Source organism: Streptomyces sp. NBC_01235, assembly GCF_035989285.1.
Lineage (GTDB): Bacteria > Actinomycetota > Actinomycetes > Streptomycetales > Streptomycetaceae > Streptomyces.
In genome coordinates, this window is record NZ_CP108513.1 from 9852871 (window position 1) to 9872136 (window position 19266).

Genomic DNA, 19266 nt, shown 5'->3' on the forward strand with positions numbered 1-19266 from the left:
CGCGACGGGCCAGGACCACTTCGGTGGTCCTGGCCCGTCGCGTGCTGCCTCGGACCAGCCGTTCGCCCACGCGGTCCGGCCCGGTCACCCGCCGCAGCTGCCAGGTCGCCCACAGGCCGGCAGGGGCAATGTGCGCCCGGCCGCAGGGCCGGTCCGTCCGCCCGTGCACAGCCGTTCGTGCCCGCCTCCGCAACAGCCCGTGCACAACGGCACAAGCGCACAGCCCGTCCGCCTGTGACCCTCCCGTCATGCGAGCAACACACACCGTTTACGACCACATCGTGGTGGGCGCCGGCTCCGCCGGCTGTGCCCTCACCCGCAGACTCGTGGACGCCGGCCGGGCCGTCCTGCTGATCGAGGTGGGCGACCGGGACGACAACCCGGCCATCCATGACCCGGGGCGGCTGTGGGAACTGTGGAACTCCCCGCAGGACCACGCGTACACCACAGAACCCCAGCGGCACGCCTCCGGCACCCAGGTGTTCTGGCCGCGCGGCAAGGTCCTCGGCGGCTCCAGCGCCCTCAACGGCATGATCTACGTCCGCGGCCACCGGGCCGACTACGACAGCTGGGCCTACCAGGGAGCGGCGGGCTGGTCGTACGACGAGGTGCTGCCGTACTTCAAACGCTCGGAGGACTTCGAGGACGGCGCGTCGTACTACCACGGGGCCGGCGGTCCGCTGCCCGTCAGCCGGAACCACTCTCCCAACCCGGTCACCACCGCCTTCATCGAGGCGTGCCAGGACTACGGGATCGCGTACAACGACGACTGCAACGGCCAGGACCAGCTCGGCGTGAACCTGCTGCACCGCAACATCCGCGACGGCAAGCGCGTCAGCGCGTGGACCGCCTTCATGCAGCCAGTGCTCGACAGTGCGCTGCTGACAGTGATGACCGGCGCTGCGGTCACGCGCGTCCTGGTGGACGGTGGCCGTGCGCGGGGCGTCGAGCTGCTGCGCGAGGGCCGTACGACGGAGATCCGCTGCGAAGGGGACGTGATCCTGTCCGGCGGCACCATCGGGTCGGCCCAGCTGCTCCTGCTCAGCGGTGTCGGGCCGGCGGACGAGCTGCGGGCCCTCGGGATCGGGACGACCGCGGACCTGCCGGGCGTGGGCGCGAACCTGCACGACCACACCCTCGCTCCGGTGGTGTGGGAGTCGGCACGGCCGGTGCCGCAGGGTACGGCCAACAAACTGGAGGCCCACTACTTCGCCAAGTCCGACCCGGCGCTGGCCGTGCCGGACCTGCAGCCGCTGATGTCCCACCTGCCACTGCCGGTGCCCGACATGAACGTTCCGGAACAGGGCCACGGCTTCTCGGTCCTCGCCGGGACGATCCGTCCGCTCAGCCGGGGCCGCCTGTGGCTGCGCTCGGCCGACCCCACCCAGGCTCCTGCCCTGGACCCTGGCTACTTCTCCGAGCCGTCGGACCTCGCGGCCATGGTGCGGGCCGTGCAGCAGGTGCGGGAGATCGGCGAGGAGAAGTCGCTGGGCGACTGGCGGGCCCGCGAGGTCGCACCCGGACCGTACGTGCGTACGGACGCGGAGGTCGCCGCGTACATCAAGCGGACCCTCCTCAGCTATCACCACCAGGTGGGCACCTGCCGTATGGGCATCGACCGTATGGCGGTCGTCGATCCGCAGCTGCGCGTACACGGCGTGGCCGGGCTGCGCGTCGCGGACGCCTCCGTCATGCCCTCCGTCACCTCCGGCAACACCCATGCACCTGCCGTCATGATCGGCGAGCGCTGCGCCGACCTCATCCTGGGAGCACAGCTGTGACCAATACCCTTTTCATCGGTGGCGAGTGGCAAGCCGCGGCCTCCGGAGCGGAGTTCGAGACCCTGGACCCGGCGACGGGGCAGCCCCACGCCCAGGTTTCCCTGGCGGGGACCGCGGACGCCGACACGGCCGTACGGGCCGCCCGCGCCGCCCTCGAGAACCCGGAGTGGGCGGGACTCACCCCGGCCCGGCGCGCCCGGATCCTGTGGCGCATCGGCGACCTCATCGAGGAACACGCCGAGGAACTGGCCGAGTTGGAGACCCGCGACCAGGGCCAGCCGCTCGGCATCTCCATGGCGGTCAGCGTCGCCGCGGCTGCCGAGCACTTCCGCTACTACGCCGGCTGGGTCACCAAGATCTACGGCGAGACGGCACCGCTGTCCTTCCCCGGCGTGCTGCAGTACACCAAGCGTGAGCCGGTGGGAGTGTGCGCGCTGATCACCCCGTGGAACTTCCCGCTCATGATCGCGAGTTGGAAGATCGCACCGGCCCTCGCCTGCGGGAACACCGTGATCGTCAAACCCGCGGAACAGACCCCGATGACCACGGTGCGGCTCGTCGAGTTGTGCCGGGCGGCCGGTGTGCCGTCCGGCGTCATCAACCTGCTGACCGGTGGTCCCGAGGCCGGCCGGGCCCTCGTCGAGCACCCCGGCGTGGACAAGGTCTCCTTCACCGGTTCGACCGAGACCGGCAGGGAGATCGTCCGGGCCTCCGCGGGTAACCTCAAGCGGGTCACGCTCGAACTCGGCGGGAAGGCACCGAGCCTCGTACTGCCCGGCGCCGACCTGGACGCGGCCGTGACGGGCTGTCTTCAGGGCGCGCTCCTCAACAGCGGCCAGGTGTGCGCCGCCTACACCCGGTTCCTCGTCCACCGCTCCCTCGCCGACGAGTTCGCCGAGCGCTGTGCCAAGGCCGTCAGCGGGATGCGACTCGGCGCGGGCAGCGCACCTGACACCGAGCTCGGCCCCCTGGTCACCGGCGAACACCGTGACCACGTCCACGCACTGGTGCGCAGCGGGGTCCAGGAAGGCGCCCAGTTGCTCGCCGGCGGGGCCCCCGTCGACGACCTGCCGGGCTTCTTCTACCAGCCGACCGTGTTCACGGGTGTACGGGACGACATGCGCATCGCCCGCGAGGAGATCTTCGGCCCGGTACTGTCCGTCCTGCCGTACGACGACGAGGACGAGGCCGTCGCCCGCGCCAACGACACCGAGTACGGCCTGGCGGCGGCCGTATGGACCCGCGACGTGGGCGCGGCGCACCGCGTGGCGGGCTCCATTCGGGCGGGCACGGTGTTCATCAACATGCCCAACCCCGTGGACGCCTCCGCCCCCTGGGGCGGGTTCAAGGCCAGCGGCTGGGGCCGGGAGATGGGCAGCGCAGCCATCGACGCGTACACGGAGGTCAAGAGCGTGTGGACCTCGCTCGCGTGAGGTGCCCGCCCGTCGCGGACAGGCGGCTTCCGCGGGTTCGGACCGCACGATCCTGAAAGTGATGCGCGGCCTTTCCGCCTGTCCGCCCGCCCGTCCGCCCGTCCGCCCGCCCGGGCGAGGATCTCGTCGTCGCCCCGGCTCCACGATCAAACCTGCGCGGCCGTCCGGGACCCTGAAGAACCATGCAGCCGACGCCTGGTTTTCGTACAGCGACCGCGTGGCGGTCGGTAGAGCTCAATGAGGAGTGTCGTGGCCACAGAACCGATTCCCGACATCGCCACCGTGGGGGGCGTCGTGCGCGGCCGGCACGAGGACGGTCTCGCGGTCTTCCGGGGCATCCCCTTCGCCGAACCCCCGGTGGGGAGCTTGCGTTTCGCCGCGCCCCGGCCGGTGCGGCGATGGGAGGGCACGCGCGAGTCGTTCGTGTTCGGTCCCCCGCCACCGCAGGAGCCGTTGAGCCCTGCCATACCCGCTCCCACGCCCGGAGGAGAGGACTGGCTCACCGTCAATGTCTGGACACCGGATCCGGACCCGGCGACGAAGCGCCCGGTGATGGCGTGGATCTACGGCGGGGCCTACAAGTTCGGCTCCGTCGACGACCCCGCCTACGATCCCAGTCGGCTGGCCCGTGACGGGAATCTCGTCGTGGTGACCTTCAACCACCGAGTCGGCATCGAGGGGTTCGCCCGCATCGAGGGGGCGCCGGCGAATCGCGGACTGCTCGACCAGGTCGCGGCCTTGACGTGGGTGCGGGAGAACATCACCGCCTTCGGTGGCGACCCCGGCCAGGTCACCGTGTTCGGCGAATCAGCCGGCGCCGGGTCCGTCGCCGCGCTGCTGGCGATGCCGAGCGCGCGAGGCCTGTTCCGGCGGGCCATCGCACAGAGCGTGCCCGGCACCTTCTTCTCCGACGAGCTGGCCACCGACATCGCCGCCGCCCTCGCGGGCGAGCTCGGGCTGCGGCCCACGGTGAGCGACCTCTCGGCGGTGGATCCGCACAAACTCCCAGGGGTGGGGGCTGCCCTCGGCGCCCGGATGAATCAGTACGCGGACCGCTGGGGACCGGTCGCGCACACGCTGACGGCCTACTCCCCTGTGGTCGACGGAGAGATCCTGCCTGCCGCACCGTGGCAGGCGGTCGCCGACGGCGCCGCACGCGAGGTGGACCTGATCATCGGGCACACCCGCGACGAGTACCGGCTGTTCATGGCACTGGGCGGGCTCCTCGGCCAGGTCGGCGAGGAACTGGCGGCCGTAGCGCTGCATACGTTCGGGCCGGGCGCGGACCCCGGGCACGCCTACCGCACCGCCTTCCCCGATGCTCCGGCGGAACGCCTCTTCGAGCTCGTCCAGTCCGACTGGCTCTTCCGCATGCCCTCACTGCACCTCGCGGAAGCCCAGGTGGCGGGAGGCGGCCGGGTCCACCTCTACGAACTCACCTGGGCCGCTCCGGCGAACGGCGGTGCCCTGGGCGCCTGCCACGCGCTGGACATCCCGCTCGTGTTCGGTACGTTCGGCGGCCTCGGCGGAGAACTGATCGGCCCCGCGCACCTCGACGAGGCCGATGCCCTTTCGGGTCTGGTCCGCGCCGCCTGGACCTCCTTCGCGGCGACCGGCGATCCGGGCTGGCCCACCTACGACACCGAGCACCGCCCGACGCGCATCCTCGACACGGAGCCGATGACCGACACCTACCCGGAGGATGCCTCGCGCCGCCTCTGGCAAGACCACGTGTTCAACGCGCTTCCACTGATCGCCTCGTAACACTGACTGACTCTTCCCTGCGGTCGGGCGAGGGTGGCGGCGACCGTGGATGGCCGGGAACCCGCGTGTCTCCGGATCCAGGTGTGTCCCCGACCGACCGTGGCCGAGTGCCTGGACGGGGGCGCGCCGGGACCCGGGCGGCACCCGAGTGTCGTGTCGTTCCACGAGGCGAGTTAGCACGAGCCGGCTTGCCGGACGACGGGTTCAGCTACGGCCGGGAGCGGGCCGCACCACAGACGTTGTAGAGCTGAGCCACGGCACGTGGACCCTCCGCCTGCCTCGCGGTCACCGGTGCCTGGCGACCCGGCAGCAGCATGGGGAGTCGTCGACCATGACCAGCTGGGCCGTGACCGCGTTAAGCGGCGAAGGCCCTGCTGGGCGCTGAGCAGCACACCTGAGGCGCCGCCGTCTCGTCAGGCGGTGACTCGTGGATTGCCTGCCTCCGTCCTGGCGCCGTGGCGTGATCCAGTCGAAATCTGCGAGCGGCAGGGCGTACCCGTACTGGCCGACCGCGCTTACCAGGGCACCGGCCCCTGGGTCACCACCGGGCTCTGACGCCCACCCGGCGGCGAACTCACCCCCGCACAGCACACCGTCAACCGCGCACTGGCCCAGGCCAGAGCTCCCGTCGAACGCGGCATGGCACGGCTGAAGTCCCGGCAGATCTTCCGCAGAGCCCGCATCAGGTAAGTCAGCATCTGGTCAGCATGAGTCCTCGCACACTCCGAGACAGGTGCTCGAGCGGGGGGCTTGGCCGGCGATGGTGCAACAGCCTGGTTTAGCGGAAGCGCAGGCGAGGAGCCTTCTTGACCGAGTGAAATCGATGTTCCTCACAATCTTCGAGTCCGACGCCTGCCCGTGTAGAGTGAAGAACGCCCTTGACCTGCACAAAGTAGGCAGGGAGCCGTCTTCCAGGAGTCCAAAGTGCTGCGTACTCTGTTCAAGTCCAAGATCCACCGTGCCACCGTCACCCAGGCCGACCTGCACTACGTGGGATCGGTGACCATCGACGCCGATCTGCTGGACGCGGCCGATCTGCTGCCGGGTGAGCTCGTCCACATCGTGGACATCACCAACGGGGCGCGGCTGGAGACGTACGTCATCGAGGGGGAGCGCGGCTCGGGCGTCGTCGGGATCAACGGTGCCGCCGCCCATCTCGTACATCCCGGGGATCTGGTGATCATCATCAGTTACGCTCAGGTGACCGACGCCGAGGCACGGGCTCTGGAGCCACGGGTCGTGCACGTGGACCGCGACAACCTGATCGTGGCCCTGGGCGCCGACCCCTCCGAGCCGGTACCGGGTTCCGACCAGGAGCGCAGCCCGCAGGCCGTATCGGTCTGACCGAACTGGCCGAAGCAGGCTTCGCACCCATCGCACCGGGAGTGCCCATGAAGGACATCGAGATCCGCGACGACCGGGCGGCGGGCCGCCTCGAGGCCCTGGGCGACGACGGCGAAGTCGTGGGCCGCATCGAGTACTTCGTCCTGGAGTCGCCCGCACCCGCCCTGGTCCCGGTGCACACCATCGTCGAACCGGCCCACGAGGGCAAGGGCATCGCGGGATCGCTGGCGCGCGAGCTGTACGCCCTCTCCGGGCGCGAGGGCATCCCCGTCGCCCCGCTCTGCCCGTACGTCGTGAAGTGGGCCGCCCGCCACCCCGAGGAGGCTCCGGCGGCCGACCCGGAGCTGCTGGGCGCCGCCAAGGACTGGCTGCGCGCGCACCCCGGGAAGTTCTGACCGATGACGCTGGCACTGCTGCACACCTCACACCTCCACGTACCGGTCTTCGAGGCGCTGCGCGACGAGGACCACCCAAGCCTTGAGCTGCGGCACATGGTCGACGAGTCGCTGCTGTCGCGGGCGCGTGAGCTGGGTCCCGAGGCGGTCGCGGACGACGTACGGACCGCCGTGGCCCGTGCTGTCGCGGACGGCGCGGCGGCCGTGCTGTGCACCTGCTCGACCATAGGCGCGGTCGCCGAGGAGGCCGCCTTGGTGACCGGCGTCCCCGTCGTGCGCGGCGACCGCCCGATGGCCGCCGCCGCGGTGGCCGCCGGAGAACGCGTCGTCGTCCTGGCGACCGTGGAGAGCACCTTCGCCCCGACCGTCGAGCTGATCGAGGAGGAGGCCCGGCGCGCCGGCCGTCCCGTCACGATCCGCACCCTGTTGGTCGAGGGCGCCTGGGCCCACTTCGAGGCGGGTGACACGCAGCGTTGCGCGCGCCTGGTCGCGGCCGAGGCCGACGCGGTCACCGACGCCGACGCGATCGTCCTGGCCCAGGGCTCCATGGCCCCGGCCCAGCACCTCGTCCGGACGGTCGTACCGGTGCTGTCCAGCCCCCGGCCGGGCCTCTCGGCGGGCGCCCGGGCCGCACAGGCCGGATGAGCCCACCCGGGTGAGTGTCCGCGGCGGCGCCGGGTACGCGGGGGAGTAGTCCAGAGCCAAGCCTCACGACTGGCCGGAGGACACCATGACGACCCCGCAGCCCGACCCCGTCCGGCCCGGACCGACACCCGGCCCCCCGGACCCGTACCCCAGTCCCGTTCCCACCCCCGAACCACCACCTCCCGGCCCGGTACCCACTCCCGAACCACCTCCCGGCCCGGTACCCACTCCCGAACCACCCCCCGGCCCGGAGCCGACGCCCTCACCGCCACCGACCCCGGGCCCACCCCCGGGTCCTTCACCGTCCCCCGTCCCCCCGGGCCCGGAACCGGTCCCGAACCCGGAACCGGGCCCACCCCTGACCTGACCCCGATACAGTTCCGCGCCCCGAAGGGGGGCGCGGAACTGTATCGGCATGCGGCTCCGCCGCGTGGGCGGGGTCGGCGGGCGCTACGCACCCACCTCCGACCGATCCCCGCCCCACAGCGTGTGGAACGCGCCCTCGCGGTCCACCCTCCGGTACGTGTGCGCCCCGAAGAAGTCCCGTTGCCCCTGCGTGAGCGCCGCGGGCAACCGCTCCGCGCGCAGCGCGTCGTAGTACGCGAGCGCCGCGGCGAACCCGGGCGTCGGCACGCCCTGGAGCGTCGCGGACACCAGCACCTCGCGCCAGGGGTCCTGCGCCGCCGCGATCTCCGAGGCGAACGTCTCGTCCGACAGCAGACTCGGCAGGTCCGCCCGGGTGTCGTACGCGGCGCGGATCCGGTCGAGGAAGGCGGCGCGGATGATGCAGCCGCCGCGCCAGATCGCGGAGACGGCGCCGAGGTCGATGTCCCAGCCGTACTCCTCGCTGCCCGCGGCGATCTCGTGGAAGCCCTGCGTGTACGACACGATCTTCGAGGCGTACAGCGCCTGCTCCACCCGGTCGGCGAAGACCTGCGCCTCCGCCTCGCTCAGCGCCGACGCCTTCGGCCCGGCGAGGTCGCGCGAGGCCTCGCGCAGCGCCGCGTGCCCCGACAGCGACCGTGCGAAGACGGCCTCGGCGATGCCCGACACCGGCACGCCCAGGTCGAGGGCGATCTGGACCGTCCAGCGGCCGGTGCCCTTCTGCTCGGCCTGGTCGACCACCACGTCCACGAAGGGCCTGCCGGTCACCTCGTCCACGTGGGACAGCACCTCCGCGGTGATCTCGATCAGGTAGGAGTCGAGGCGGCCCGTGTTCCAGGTGCGGAAGATCTCCGCGATCTGCGCCGGCTCGTACCCGGCGACATCGCGCAGCAACTGGTAGGCCTCACCGATCAGTTGCATGTCGGCGTACTCGATGCCGTTGTGGACCATCTTCACGAAGTGGCCCGCGCCGTCCGGGCCGACGTGCGTGACACAGGGCGCCCCGTCCGCTGCCTTCGCGGAGATCTTCTCCAGCATCGGGCCCAGCGACTCGTACGACTCCGCCGAGCCGCCCGGCATGATGCTCGGTCCGTGCAGCGCGCCCTCCTCGCCGCCGGAGATGCCCGCGCCGACGAAGTGGATGCCCTGCTCGCGCAGTTCGCGCTCGCGGCGGCGGGTGTCGGCGAAATGCGCGTTGCCGCCGTCGATGATCATGTCGCCGGGTTCGAGCAGCGGGGCGAACTCCCGGATCACCGCGTCGGTCGGCTCACCGGCCTTCACCATGATGACGAGGCGGCGGGGGCGCTCCAGTGCCGCCACGAACTCCTTGGCGGTCTCGGCGGCGACGAACTCGCCCTCGTGGCCGAACTCCTCGACCAGAGCGTGCGTACGTGACGCCGTACGGTTGTGCAACGCGACCGTGTAGCCGTTGCGTGCGAAGTTGCGGGCGAGATTGCGGCCCATGACCGCGAGTCCCGTGACGCCGATCTGCGCTGTAGTGCTCATACGGTTGGCTCCTCCGGGGGTGTGCCCGTCAGTATGGTGCTGATCGTCCTAGGGACCATCTTGACGGGTTTCGCGACGTGTTTCCCGGCAGGGTGCCCAGTGCTCCCGGCCGCGTCGGAGCGGCCGGTTGTCGCCTTGTCATGGCCAGTTCGCAGCCCTTAGTTTTGCCCCTCCTGACGCTTGTCGAGGGGGATCTCCATGGCCGTACGCGGCCGGCACCGCCGGTATCAGCCGAACAGGATCAACCGCGCCTCACTCACCGTCACGGCGGGCGGCGTCGGCATGGCGATGCCGCTCATCGGCACCGGAGTCGCCCAGGCGGCCGACGTGGACACCTGGAACAAGGTCGCCGCTTGCGAGTCGACCGACGACTGGAACATCAACTCCGGCAACGGCTACTACGGCGGGCTGCAGTTCACCCAGTCCAGCTGGGAGGCGTACGGCGGCACCCACTACGCGCCCCGTGCGGATCTGGCCACCAAGGACCAGCAGATCGCGGTGGCCGAGAAGGTCCTGGACGGGCAGGGGCCCGGAGCCTGGCCGGTGTGTTCGGTGCGGGCCGGACTGAGCCGGGGCGGCGACACGCCCGACGTCCACCCGAACGGCACGTCGGCGAAGACGACCCAGGGGACGAAGGCCTCCAAGGCCTCCACGTCCTCCGCCAAGGGCTCGAGGACGTCCCTCGAGGACGTGCGGCCGCAGAGCACGCCCCAGTCCCGGGCGGGCACCGCGGAGATGTACACCGTCGTCTCCGGCGACACCCTCTCCGGCATCGCCGACACCGAGGAGGTCAAGGGCGGCTGGCGAGGGCTGTACGCGGCCAACCGGACGACCATCGGCAGTGACCCGGACCTGATCCTGCCGGGCCAGCGGCTCAGCCTGAGCGACCGGGCGAGTGCCGCGACCAAGGCCCCGAGCGCCAAGGCCCCGAGCACGAAGGCGCCGACCACGAAGGCGCCGGGCGCCAAGGAGAGCAAGCCGGCCAAGAGCACCAAGACCAAGGACGCCGACGGCAAGGCGACGACGGGCCATTCCCTCGTCGCGCCCGTCAGCGCCGGCACCGGAACGCCGTACCACGCGACCGGCTCCTCCTGGTCGAAGGGCTACCACACGGGCGTCGACTTCCCCGTGCCCACGGGCACGTCCGTCAAGGCGGTCAAGGCGGGCAGCGTGGTGAGCGCGGGCTGGGGCGGTTCCTTCGGCTACCAGGTGGTCATCCGGCACGCGGACGGGCGCTACACGCAGTACGCCCACCTGTCGGCGATCTCCGTACGGGAGGGGCAGTCGGTGAGCGGCGGCCAGCGCCTCGGCCGGTCCGGCTCCACCGGCAACAGCACGGGCCCGCATCTGCACTTCGAAGTGCGGACGGGGCCCGGTTTCGGTTCGGACATCGACCCGGTGGCCTATCTGCGGGCCGGCGGCGTCAGGATTTGACCCGCACCCGATGCCGGTCGACGACCGGCATCGGGACGGACAGCCCTCCCCAGCCCTGGGTGTAGTACCACGGAAGTTCGTCCGCCGAGTCGGACGGCTCCTCCTCGCCGGCGGCCGAGGCCGGTGCCGGTACGCGCCGTTCTTCCCGCACGTCCTCCAGCAGCGGGGCGACCTCTTGCTCCGGGATCTCGATCTGCTCCGGGATCTCGATCTCGCCGAGCACCTCGCCCGCCACGGCCGGGGCCGATGTCGGGCTGCCGGTGCCGGCCTGCGCCCGCGCGGCGGGGAGGCCGGCCGGGGCCGTCTCCGCCTGCGCCGTCGTCTCCGCCTGCCCGCCCTGGAGGCGCTCCGTCGTGAGCAGGATCAGCCCGCCCGCCGCCACCACACCGCAGCTCAGGGCGAGCGCGGTGCCGGTGGTGCCGTAGCGGAAGGTCTCGCCGAACATCGTGATGCCGACCGCGGCCGCCACCACCGGGTTGACGACCGTGAGCGTGGCCAGCGGGGCCGCGAGGCCCGCACCCCGGTAGGAGGCCTGCGACAGCAGCATGCCCGCCGTGGCCAGGACGCCGATCACGGCCAGGGACGGGACGTCGGCCGCCGAGACGCCGCCGGTCCAGTCGACGGCGACGGTCTTGGTGAACACCGACGACATGCCGAACGCTATGCCCGCCGCCGTCGCCAGCAGCATGCTGCGGACCGCCGGATGCCGGTGTGCGGCCCGCGCGGCGGCCATCAGGGCCACCACCGCACCGGCGGTGACCACGGCCACCGTGACCCGCTGCGGGGTGCTCAGCGACTGCGCGTCGGCCGCCCCGACCAGGGACAGCAGACCGGCGAGACCGACCGTCGCCATGATCGCGCCCCGCCAGGCCGTCGCCCCGGCCCTGCGGCCGACGAACAGCGCGGCCATGGGCAGCGCGAACACGATGGTCAGCGCGCCGAGCGGCTGGACCAGACTGAGGGGACCGTAGGCGAGAGCCACCACGTGAAGGGTTGCGCCGAGACCGTTCATCGCCACCGCGGCCCACCAGCTCGGCCGGCGCAGCGGGGCGTACTCCTTGTCGGGCGAGGACACCGCGACCCGCTCCTGCACGATCGCCCCGCCCGCGTACGCGACAGCGGAGACGAGCGACAGGACGACGGACAACGCGAGGGCGCTCATGAGCTGCTCCTCTGCGTGAGGCGTGGGCGCGGGGCCCGGCGCGGCGAACACTCGGCTCTCATAACCAACACGATGCCTTGTCGATGTGTTCCCGTCGTCGTCCCTGAGCACGCAATGGGTCCTACTACCGATGGAGTACGACGGGCCCACCGTCCTCCCTCAGGCGGGTGACGTACCGGGGATCCCCCTGATCACGACCCCTACCCTCCTTGGTACTACTGCACCTCGTGGACCTCGACCCCGAACTCGCCGCGCTCCGCCCGCTCGGCGGCTTCTTCGCCCTGCGCACACCACTAGGGGGCCCAGGAGGGCCGGCCCGCCGACTGCCGACCCTGGCGCGGGCCTACGCGGAAACGCCGCAGAACGCGGCATCGGATGTTTACGGAGATCCGCTGACTTTCCGGGTCCGGAAAGTCTCCCGGACCCTGCGCGCCCCCGAGGACCGGATCGGCGCCTCCGTCGCGCAGCAGGGGCTCGCGGCCCGGCTGTGGTCGGTGACGCTGGGCTGCGCGGTTCTGTACGGCCGCGTCCCCGACCTCGCCCCTGGACTGCTGCGCTGGGACCCGGACGCGGGCGCACCGGACGACCTGTGGCTGACGGAGGTGCGGGCCCGGCCCGGGGACGCGGCGAGCGTGGCCGAGACCGTCCTCGAAGGCCACCTCGAACCCCTCTCCGCGGCCCTGCGCGCCCGCCACCCGGTCGCGCCCGGCCTGCTGCGCGGCAACGCCGGATCGGCGCTGGCCGGATCCGCCCGGCAGCTCGACCAGTGGGCCGGGGCGCACGGCCGCCCCGACGTCGCCGCACGCGCGCGTGCCCTCACCGCCGAACTGTTCACGCACCCCCTCCTCGCGGACACCGGCACGTTCCTCGCGGACACCGGCACGCCGACCGGCACCGCCTTCCGCCGCCGCAGCTGCTGCCTGTACTACCGGGTGCCCGACGGGGGCGTCTGCGGCGACTGTTGCTTCACACGACCCCCGCGCTCTTCCCCACGCGCCCCGTCTGGGTGACCATGAAGGGAGCCGACCGCTGAGACTGGGGGTTCCGGGTGCGAGTGGGACTGCTGACCCGGGAGTATCCCCCGGACGTGTACGGCGGTGCGGGCGTCCATGTGGAGTTCCTCGCCCGCGAGTTGAGGCGGCTGGTCGACCTCGACGTGCACTGCTGGGGCGAGGGGCGTGTGGACGGCGTGCTGCGCCACCGTCCCTGGTCCGCGCTCGACGGCGCCAACGACGCGCTGCGCACCTTTTCCGTGGACCTCGCCATGGCGGCCGCCCTCGAAGGCCGCGAACTCGTCCACTCCCACACCTGGTACGCCAACCTGGCCGGCCACCTCGCCAAGGAGCTGTACGGCGTCCCGCACGTGGTGACCGCGCACTCGCTGGAGCCCCTGCGCCCCTGGAAGGCCGAGCAACTCGGCGGCGGCTACGCCCTGTCGAGCTGGGCCGAACGGGCCGCGGTGGAGGCCGCCGACGCGGTGATCGCCGTCTCCGGCGCGATGCGCGAGGACATCCTCACCTGCTATCCGGCACTGGCCCCCGACCGGGTCCACGTCGTCCACAACGGCATCGACACCGCGCTCTACCGCCCCGACCACGGCACCGACGCCCTCACCCGGATCGGCCTCGACCCGCAGCGCCCGTTCGTGCTGTTCGTCGGGCGCATCACCCGGCAGAAGGGCGTGCCCCATCTGCTGCGCGCCGTACGGGACATCGACCCCGCCGCGCAGGTCGTGCTGTGCGCGGGAGCGCCCGACACTCCGGAGATCGACCAGGAGTTCCGCGACCTCTTCGCGGAACTGAGCCGCGCCCGGAACGGCGTGCACTGGATCCCGAAGATGCTGCCGCGTCCCGAGGTGATCCAACTCCTCACGCACGCGGCCGTGTTCGTCTGCCCCTCGGTGTACGAGCCTCTCGGCATCGTGAACCTGGAGGCGATGGCGTGCGGCACGCCCGTCGTGGCCTCCCGGGTCGGCGGGATCCCCGAGGTCGTCGAGGACGGGGTGAGCGGGACGCTCGTACCGGTGGACGAGGATTTCGAGGCGGGCCTCGCGCGGGCACTGGACGCGGTCCTCTGCGATCCGGTGGCCGGGCACCGGATGGGAGAGGCCGGACGGGTCAGGGCGGTGAGAGAGTTCGGCTGGGACGCCGTCGCACGGCGTACGCTCCGGCTGTACGAGGAGATCCTCAAACAGGCGTAGGGAGCCCCGCGCCGGGGCAGCCATGGGTATCCAAGCAGGGTGAGGGGAGCGGCCATGCGTCGAGGTGGGCCTTCGGTGCTGGGAATCGTGCTGGCGGGCGGTGAGGGCAAGCGCCTCATGCCCCTGACCGCGGACCGCGCCAAACCGGCGGTCACCTTCGGCGGCACGTACCGGCTCGTCGACTTCGTTCTGTCCAACCTTGTCAACGCCGACGTCCTGCGCATCTGCGTGCTGACGCAGTACAAGTCGCACTCGCTGGACCGGCACATCACCACCACCTGGCGGATGTCGAGCCTGCTCGGCAACTACGTCACCCCGGTCCCGGCCCAGCAGCGGCTCGGCAAGCGCTGGTACCTGGGCAGCGCCGACGCCATCCTGCAGTCGCTGAACCTGGTCTACGACGAGCGGCCCGAGTACGTGGCCGTGTTCGGCGCCGACCACGTGTACCGCATGGACCCGCGGCAGATGCTCGCCCAGCACATCGACAGCGGCGCGGGCGTCACGGTCGCCGGGATCCGGGTCCCGCGCAGCGAGTCCTCCGCCTTCGGGGTGATCACCCCGGGCTCGGACGGCCAGACGGTCGAGCGGTTCCTGGAGAAGCCCGCCGACCCGCCCGGCCTGGCCGACGACCCCGAGACCGTGTTCGCCTCGATGGGCAACTACCTCTTCACCACCAAGGCCCTCATCGAGGCCCTCCAGCGGGACGCCGAGGACGAGGACTCCGTGCACGACATGGGCGGCTCGATCCTGCCCCAGCTCACCCAGCGCGGCGAGGCCCAGCTCTACGACTTCAGCGGCAACCACGTCCCCGGCGAGACCAGCCGCGACCAGGGCTACTGGCGGGACGTCGGCACGCTCGACGCGTACTACGACGCCCATATGGACCTGATCGCCGAGCGTCCCACCTTCAACCTGTACAACCGCAGCTGGCCGATCTACACCCACTCCAACCAGCTCTCCCCGGCCCGCTTCGGCGCGGGCGGCATGGCGAGCGAGTCGATCATCAGTGCGGGCTGTCTGATCCGCGGCCAGGTGACCCGGTCCGTCCTGTCCCCGGGCGTGGTCGTCGACCCGGGAGCGGTCGTCCAGGGCTCGATCCTGCACGACAACGTCCACATCGGGCGGGGCGCGGTGGTGCGCGGGGCGGTCCTGGACAAGAACGTCGAGGTCCCTCCGGGTGCGACCATCGGCGTGAACCCGGAGCGGGACGCGGAGCTGTATACGGTCTCGACGAGCGGCGTGATCGCCCTGGGGAAGGGCCAGCGGGTGTCCTGAACTTAATGGGCTGTTAACTGTACGTAGCCTGATCGTACTTGACCGTAATCACCTGGGCGCGCTTGACTGCTTGCCTCACCCTTCGTCGATGTGAGGCAAGCCCTTGACTGCTGATGATCTGCTGGCCCCCCTCGACCTGGCGTTCTGGAACCTCGAGTCGGCCGAGCACCCCATGCACCTGGGCGCGCTCGGCGTCTTCGCGGCGCACTCGCCCACCGCGGGAGCCCATGCGGCCGATCTGCTCACCGCCCGCGCGGCCGCCGTCCCCGGGCTGCGCATGCGGATCCGGGACCTGTGGCGGCCCTTCGACGGCGCCCAGCCGTTCGACCTGCGCCGCCCGCTCGCCTTCGGCGGCGCGACCCGGGAACCGGACCCCGACTTCGACCCCCTCCACCACGTCACGCTGCACGCCCCCACCGCCGACTTCCAGGCCGAGGCGGGCCGGCTGATGCAGCGGCCCCTGGAGCGCGGCCGCCCGCCCTGGGAGGCGCACGTGCTGCCGGGGGCGGACGGCGTCTCGTTCGCCGTGCTCTTCAAGTTCCACCACGCCCTCGCCGACGGTCTGCGGGCCCTGACACTGGCCGCGGCCGTCCTGGACCCCATGGACCTGCCCGCGCCCCGGCCCCGCCCCGCCGAGCCGCCCCACAGGCTCCTCCCCGACGTGCGCAGACTGCCCGGGCTGCTGCGCGGGGCCGTCTCCGACGTGGGCCGCGCCCTCGACATCGGCGCCTCCGTCGCCGTCCACACCCTGGGCATGCGCCCCACCCCCGCGCTCACCGCCCGGCCCACCGGCACCCGCCGCACCGCCGGGGTCGTCATCGATCTCGACGACGTGCACCGGATCCGCAAGACCGAGGGCGGCACCGTCAACGACGTGCTGATCGCGGTCGTCGCCGGGGCCCTGCGCCGCTGGCTCGACGAACGCGGCGACGGCAGCGAGGGTGTCGTCCCGCGTGCCCTCATCCCCGTCTCCAAGCGCCGCCCGCGCACCGCCCACCCCCAGGGCAACCGGCTGTCCGGGTACCTGATGAGGCTCCCTGTCGACGACCCGGACCCGCTGCGCCGCCTGGGCACGGTCCGCGCCGCCATGGACCGCAACAAGGACGCCGGACCCGGCCGGGGCGCCGGCGCCGTCGCCCTGCTCGCCGACCACGTCCCGGCCCTCGGTCACCGCCTCGGCGGCCCGCTGGTCGGCCAGGCCGCCAGGCTCTGGTTCGACATCCTGGTCACCAGCGTGCCGCTTCCCAGTCTCGGCCTGAAGCTCGGCGGGAACGCGGTGACCGAGGTCTTTCCGTACGCCCCGCTGGCCCGCGGCCAGGCCCTGGCGGTCGCCGTCTCGACCTACCGCGGCCACGTCCACTACGGGCTCGTCGCCGACGCCGAGGCCGTCCCCGATCTCGACCGGTTCGCGCGCGCCCTGACCGCCGAGGTGGAGACGCTCATCACGGCCTGCGGCTCTTGACGGGAACGGGTTTGGAGGAGGGGCCCGGCGCTCCGTAAAATTCTCCGTTCGGAGGCGGACTCGGTCGGAGCGCCGCACGGGTGATCAGGGAAGCGGCAGCGCGATGACGGTGACAGAGGACGGCTCGACGGCGGTCACGGAGGAGGTCGTGGACGAGGTCGTGTACGGGCCCGGCATCGACCCGGAGCGGCTCGCCCTCTGCCTCGCCGTGCTGGAGGAGCTCGACAAGCTGGACGTCGACCACCCCGACGCGATCGCTGTGCGCCGCGCCACCGCCGGCATCTACCGCAGCGTGAAGCAGCGCCGCCGCCAGGAGCGCCGGGCCGCCAAGACCGCCCACGACAAGGCGGTCACGGAGGCCACCGCGACCGGCTCCGCCCAGCGCATCGACGACGAGACCGAGGGCATCCTCCCGTCCTCGGCCACGGAGGAGGGCAGGATCGCGGGGATACTCCAGCGCCCGCGCTCCTGCTACACCTGCAAGACCCGGTACGTCGAGGTCGACTACTTCTACCACCAGCTCTGTCCGGACTGCGCCGGCCTGAACCGCGCCAAGCGCGACGTCCGCGCCGACCTCACCGGCAAGCGCGCCCTCCTCACCGGAGGCCGCGCCAAGATCGGCATGTACATCGCGCTGCGGCTGCTGCGCGACGGCGCGCACACGACGATCACCACGCGCTTCCCGAAGGACGCCATCCGCCGTTTCAAGGCCATGGACGACTCGGCGGACTGGATCCACCGTCTGGAGGTCGTCGGTATCGACCTGCGCGACCCGGCGCAGGCCGTGGCCCTCGCCGACCAGGTCGCAGAAGCGGGCCCGCTCGACATCCTCGTCAACAACGCGACGCAGACCGTGCGCCGCCTGCCCTCCGCCTACGCCGCCCTGGTCGACGGCGAGAGCGCTCCGCTGCCCGCCGGTGAGCTGCCCGCCCACCACGTCATCGGGGCCTTCGGCTCCGGCGCGGTGGACGGGCTGGCCGCGCTGCCCGTCGGCATCAGCGGCCTGGACGCCCAGCAGGTCGCCGACCTCGCCCTGGTCGCGGGCAACGCCAGCGTCGCCAGGCATCTCGACGGCACCGCCATCGACGCGGGCGGCCTGGTCCCCGACGTGGTCGACACCAACACCTGGGTGCAGACCATCGAGCAGATCTCCCCGGTGGAGCTTCTCGAGACCCAGCTGTGCAACTACACGGCGCCGTTCATCCTGATCAGCAAGCTCCGCCCGGCCATGGCCGAGGCCGCCCAGAAGGCGACGAGCGGGCGCGCGTACGTCGTGAACGTCTCGGCGATGGAGGGCGTCTTCGGCCGCGGCTACAAGGGCGCGGGTCACCCCAACACGAACGCCGCCAAGGCCGCGATGAACATGGTCACGCGGACCAGCGCCCAGGAGATGTTCCAGACCGACGGCATCCTCATGACCTCCGTCGACACCGGGTGGATCACCGACGAGCGCCCGCACTACGACAAGCTGCGGCTCGCCGAGGAGGGCTTCCACGCTCCGCTCGACCTGGTCGACGGCGCGGCGCGGGTGTACGACCCGGTCGTGCGGGGTGAGGCGGGGGAGGACGTGTACGGGGTGTTCTTGAAGGACTACGTGCCGGGCAAGTGGTAGGGCTGCTTCACGCCGGTGGCCGGGTGCGGGTCGTTTGCGGCTGGTCGCGCCCCGCGGCGGAGCCGCCGATCGATGTGGCCCCGCGCCCCTGACGTGCGACATGTGCCGCGCGTACACGCGTCCCGCCGTCCACCAACAGGTCGGCACCCGTCACCCACGCCGCCTCGTCCGACGCCAGCCATACCACCGCCCTCGCCACGTCCTCCGGCTCGCCGATCCTGCCCAGCGGCAGGGTCGGCGCGATCTCCTCTTCCCGCGGCTCCCACATGAAGCGGGCCATCTCGGTCCGGACCAGTCCGGGGGAGACCGAGTTCACCCGTACCCCCGGTCCCAGCTCGCCCGCGAGCTGCTGGGTGAGGTGGAGGAGGGCCGCCTTGCCGGTGCCGTAGGCGCCCACGTGGGGGCCTACGTGGGTCGCGCCCTCCGTGCAGATGTTGACGACCACTCCGCCGTGCTCGCGCATCCAGTCGTGCCAGGCGCACTGTACGAGCCGTAGCGGTGCCTCGACGTTCACCGTGAACGCCTCTCGCCACAGCGTCGGGTCGGCGTCCATGAGCGGGCCGTAGGGCTGGTTCGTCGCCGCGTTGTTCACCAGGACGTCCAGTCGGCCGAACTCGCGCAGGCACAGGGCGGTCAGTTCCTCGGGGTGTCCGGGGTCCCCGACATCGCCGGCCAGGCCCACCCCGCCCAGCTCCCCGGCGGCCCGCCGCACCTCGTCCGGGTCCCGCGCGCTGACGCACACCCGCGCACCGGCGTCGGCGAGCGCCCGTGCCACCGCCCGGCCGATGCCCCGCGTGGCCCCTGTGACGACGGCGGCCCTGCCCCGTAACGCGTACGACGACGTCATCGGCGTACGGTCTCACGGTGGG

Annotated in this window: 14 protein-coding genes and 3 pseudogenes; 14 read left to right on the top strand and 3 right to left on the bottom strand. The window is 71.9% G+C overall.

Annotated elements, in window-relative coordinates:
- The first annotated feature begins 248 nt into the window (after positions 1–248).
- From OG289_RS44245 to OG289_RS44275, 7 genes and pseudogenes are all read left to right on the top strand, one after another.
- Positions 249–1781 (top strand): GMC family oxidoreductase, encoded by a 1533-nt coding sequence (locus OG289_RS44245; protein WP_327319657.1) that lies wholly within the window; start codon positions 249–251, stop codon positions 1779–1781.
- Complete coding sequence (locus tag OG289_RS44250) at positions 1778–3214, top strand: aldehyde dehydrogenase family protein (protein ID WP_327319658.1); 1437 nt, start codon at positions 1778–1780, stop codon at positions 3212–3214. The genes OG289_RS44245 and OG289_RS44250 overlap by 4 nt, the downstream gene beginning before the upstream one ends.
- A gap of 237 nt (positions 3215–3451) precedes the next feature.
- On the top strand, positions 3452–4978 hold the full coding sequence (locus OG289_RS44255; protein WP_327319659.1) for a carboxylesterase/lipase family protein: 1527 nt from the start codon (positions 3452–3454) through the stop codon (positions 4976–4978).
- A 468-nt stretch (positions 4979–5446) separates the two neighbouring features.
- Positions 5447–5668, top strand: a pseudogene (locus OG289_RS44260) (transposase family protein); the annotation flags it as partial.
- 234 nt (positions 5669–5902) lie between these two features.
- Entirely contained in the window at positions 5903–6322 is a 420-nt protein-coding gene (panD, locus tag OG289_RS44265; RefSeq protein WP_327319660.1) for an aspartate 1-decarboxylase, read from the top strand.
- Between the two features lie 47 nt (positions 6323–6369).
- The gene (locus tag OG289_RS44270; protein WP_327319661.1) at positions 6370–6717 is read left to right on the top strand and encodes a GNAT family N-acetyltransferase; all 348 of its coding nucleotides are present in this window, start codon (positions 6370–6372) and stop codon (positions 6715–6717) included.
- Positions 6718–6720: 3 nt separating this feature from the next.
- The gene (locus tag OG289_RS44275) at positions 6721–7362 is read left to right on the top strand and encodes an aspartate/glutamate racemase family protein (protein WP_327319662.1); all 642 of its coding nucleotides are present in this window, start codon (positions 6721–6723) and stop codon (positions 7360–7362) included.
- Positions 7363–7812: 450 nt separating this feature from the next.
- On the opposite strand, the gene gndA is transcribed toward OG289_RS44275, so the two are convergent.
- Positions 7813–9252, bottom strand: a complete 1440-nt coding sequence (gene gndA, locus OG289_RS44280; protein ID WP_327319663.1) for an NADP-dependent phosphogluconate dehydrogenase — start codon at positions 9250–9252, stop codon at positions 7813–7815.
- Between the two features lie 288 nt (positions 9253–9540).
- Between gndA and OG289_RS49875 the strand changes: the two are divergent.
- Together OG289_RS49875 and OG289_RS49880 are read left to right on the top strand one after the other, a co-directional pair.
- A pseudogene (locus OG289_RS49875) lies at positions 9541–9741 on the top strand (transglycosylase family protein); the annotation flags it as partial.
- Positions 9742–9939: 198 nt separating this feature from the next.
- A pseudogene (locus OG289_RS49880) lies at positions 9940–10686 on the top strand (M23 family metallopeptidase); the annotation flags it as partial.
- Here OG289_RS49880 and OG289_RS44290 read toward each other — a convergent pair.
- On the bottom strand, positions 10676–11848 hold the full coding sequence (locus OG289_RS44290; RefSeq protein ID WP_327319665.1) for a DMT family transporter: 1173 nt from the start codon (positions 11846–11848) through the stop codon (positions 10676–10678). The pseudogene OG289_RS49880 and the gene OG289_RS44290 overlap by 11 nt on opposite strands.
- A gap of 209 nt (positions 11849–12057) precedes the next feature.
- Here OG289_RS44290 and OG289_RS44295 point away from each other — a divergent pair, with 209 nt between their 5' ends.
- From OG289_RS44295 to OG289_RS44315, 5 genes are all read left to right on the top strand, one after another.
- Positions 12058–12858: a (2Fe-2S)-binding protein gene (locus OG289_RS44295; protein ID WP_327319666.1), complete on the top strand. Its 801-nt coding sequence runs from the start codon at positions 12058–12060 to the stop codon at positions 12856–12858.
- Positions 12859–12896: 38 nt separating this feature from the next.
- The gene (gene glgA / locus OG289_RS44300; RefSeq protein WP_327319667.1) at positions 12897–14048 is read left to right on the top strand and encodes a glycogen synthase; all 1152 of its coding nucleotides are present in this window, start codon (positions 12897–12899) and stop codon (positions 14046–14048) included.
- A gap of 54 nt (positions 14049–14102) precedes the next feature.
- Positions 14103–15323 carry a glucose-1-phosphate adenylyltransferase gene (gene glgC / locus OG289_RS44305; RefSeq protein WP_327319668.1) on the top strand — a complete coding sequence of 407 codons (1221 nt, stop codon included), beginning with the start codon at positions 14103–14105 and terminating at the stop codon, positions 15321–15323.
- A gap of 103 nt (positions 15324–15426) precedes the next feature.
- Positions 15427–16785: a wax ester/triacylglycerol synthase family O-acyltransferase gene (locus tag OG289_RS44310; RefSeq protein WP_327319669.1), complete on the top strand. Its 1359-nt coding sequence runs from the start codon at positions 15427–15429 to the stop codon at positions 16783–16785.
- Between the two features lie 103 nt (positions 16786–16888).
- Entirely contained in the window at positions 16889–18397 is a 1509-nt protein-coding gene (locus OG289_RS44315) for an SDR family NAD(P)-dependent oxidoreductase (RefSeq protein WP_327319670.1), read from the top strand.
- A gap of 7 nt (positions 18398–18404) precedes the next feature.
- On the opposite strand, the gene OG289_RS44320 is transcribed toward OG289_RS44315, so the two are convergent.
- Complete coding sequence (locus tag OG289_RS44320; RefSeq protein WP_327319671.1) at positions 18405–19244, bottom strand: SDR family oxidoreductase; 840 nt, start codon at positions 19242–19244, stop codon at positions 18405–18407.
- Positions 19245–19266: the final 22 nt, after the last annotated feature.

Bases quoted from the DNA above. Each gene is read 5' to 3' on its own strand.
- OG289_RS44245 (WP_327319657.1), top strand. From the start codon at position 249: ATGCGAGCAACACACACCGTTTACGACCACATCGTGGTGGGCGCCGGC.
- OG289_RS44255 (WP_327319659.1), top strand. From the start codon at position 3,452: ATGAGGAGTGTCGTGGCCACAGAACCGATTCCCGACATCGCCACCGTG.
- OG289_RS44270 (WP_327319661.1), top strand. From the start codon at position 6,370: ATGAAGGACATCGAGATCCGCGACGACCGGGCGGCGGGCCGCCTCGAG.
- OG289_RS44275 (WP_327319662.1), top strand. From the start codon at position 6,721: ATGACGCTGGCACTGCTGCACACCTCACACCTCCACGTACCGGTCTTC.
- gndA (WP_327319663.1), bottom strand. From the start codon at position 9,252: ATGAGCACTACAGCGCAGATCGGCGTCACGGGACTCGCGGTCATGGGC.
- OG289_RS44290 (WP_327319665.1), bottom strand. From the start codon at position 11,848: ATGAGCGCCCTCGCGTTGTCCGTCGTCCTGTCGCTCGTCTCCGCTGTC.
- glgC (WP_327319668.1), top strand. From the start codon at position 14,103: ATGCGTCGAGGTGGGCCTTCGGTGCTGGGAATCGTGCTGGCGGGCGGT.
- OG289_RS44315 (WP_327319670.1), top strand. From the start codon at position 16,889: ATGACGGTGACAGAGGACGGCTCGACGGCGGTCACGGAGGAGGTCGTG.
- OG289_RS44320 (WP_327319671.1), bottom strand. From the start codon at position 19,244: ATGACGTCGTCGTACGCGTTACGGGGCAGGGCCGCCGTCGTCACAGGG.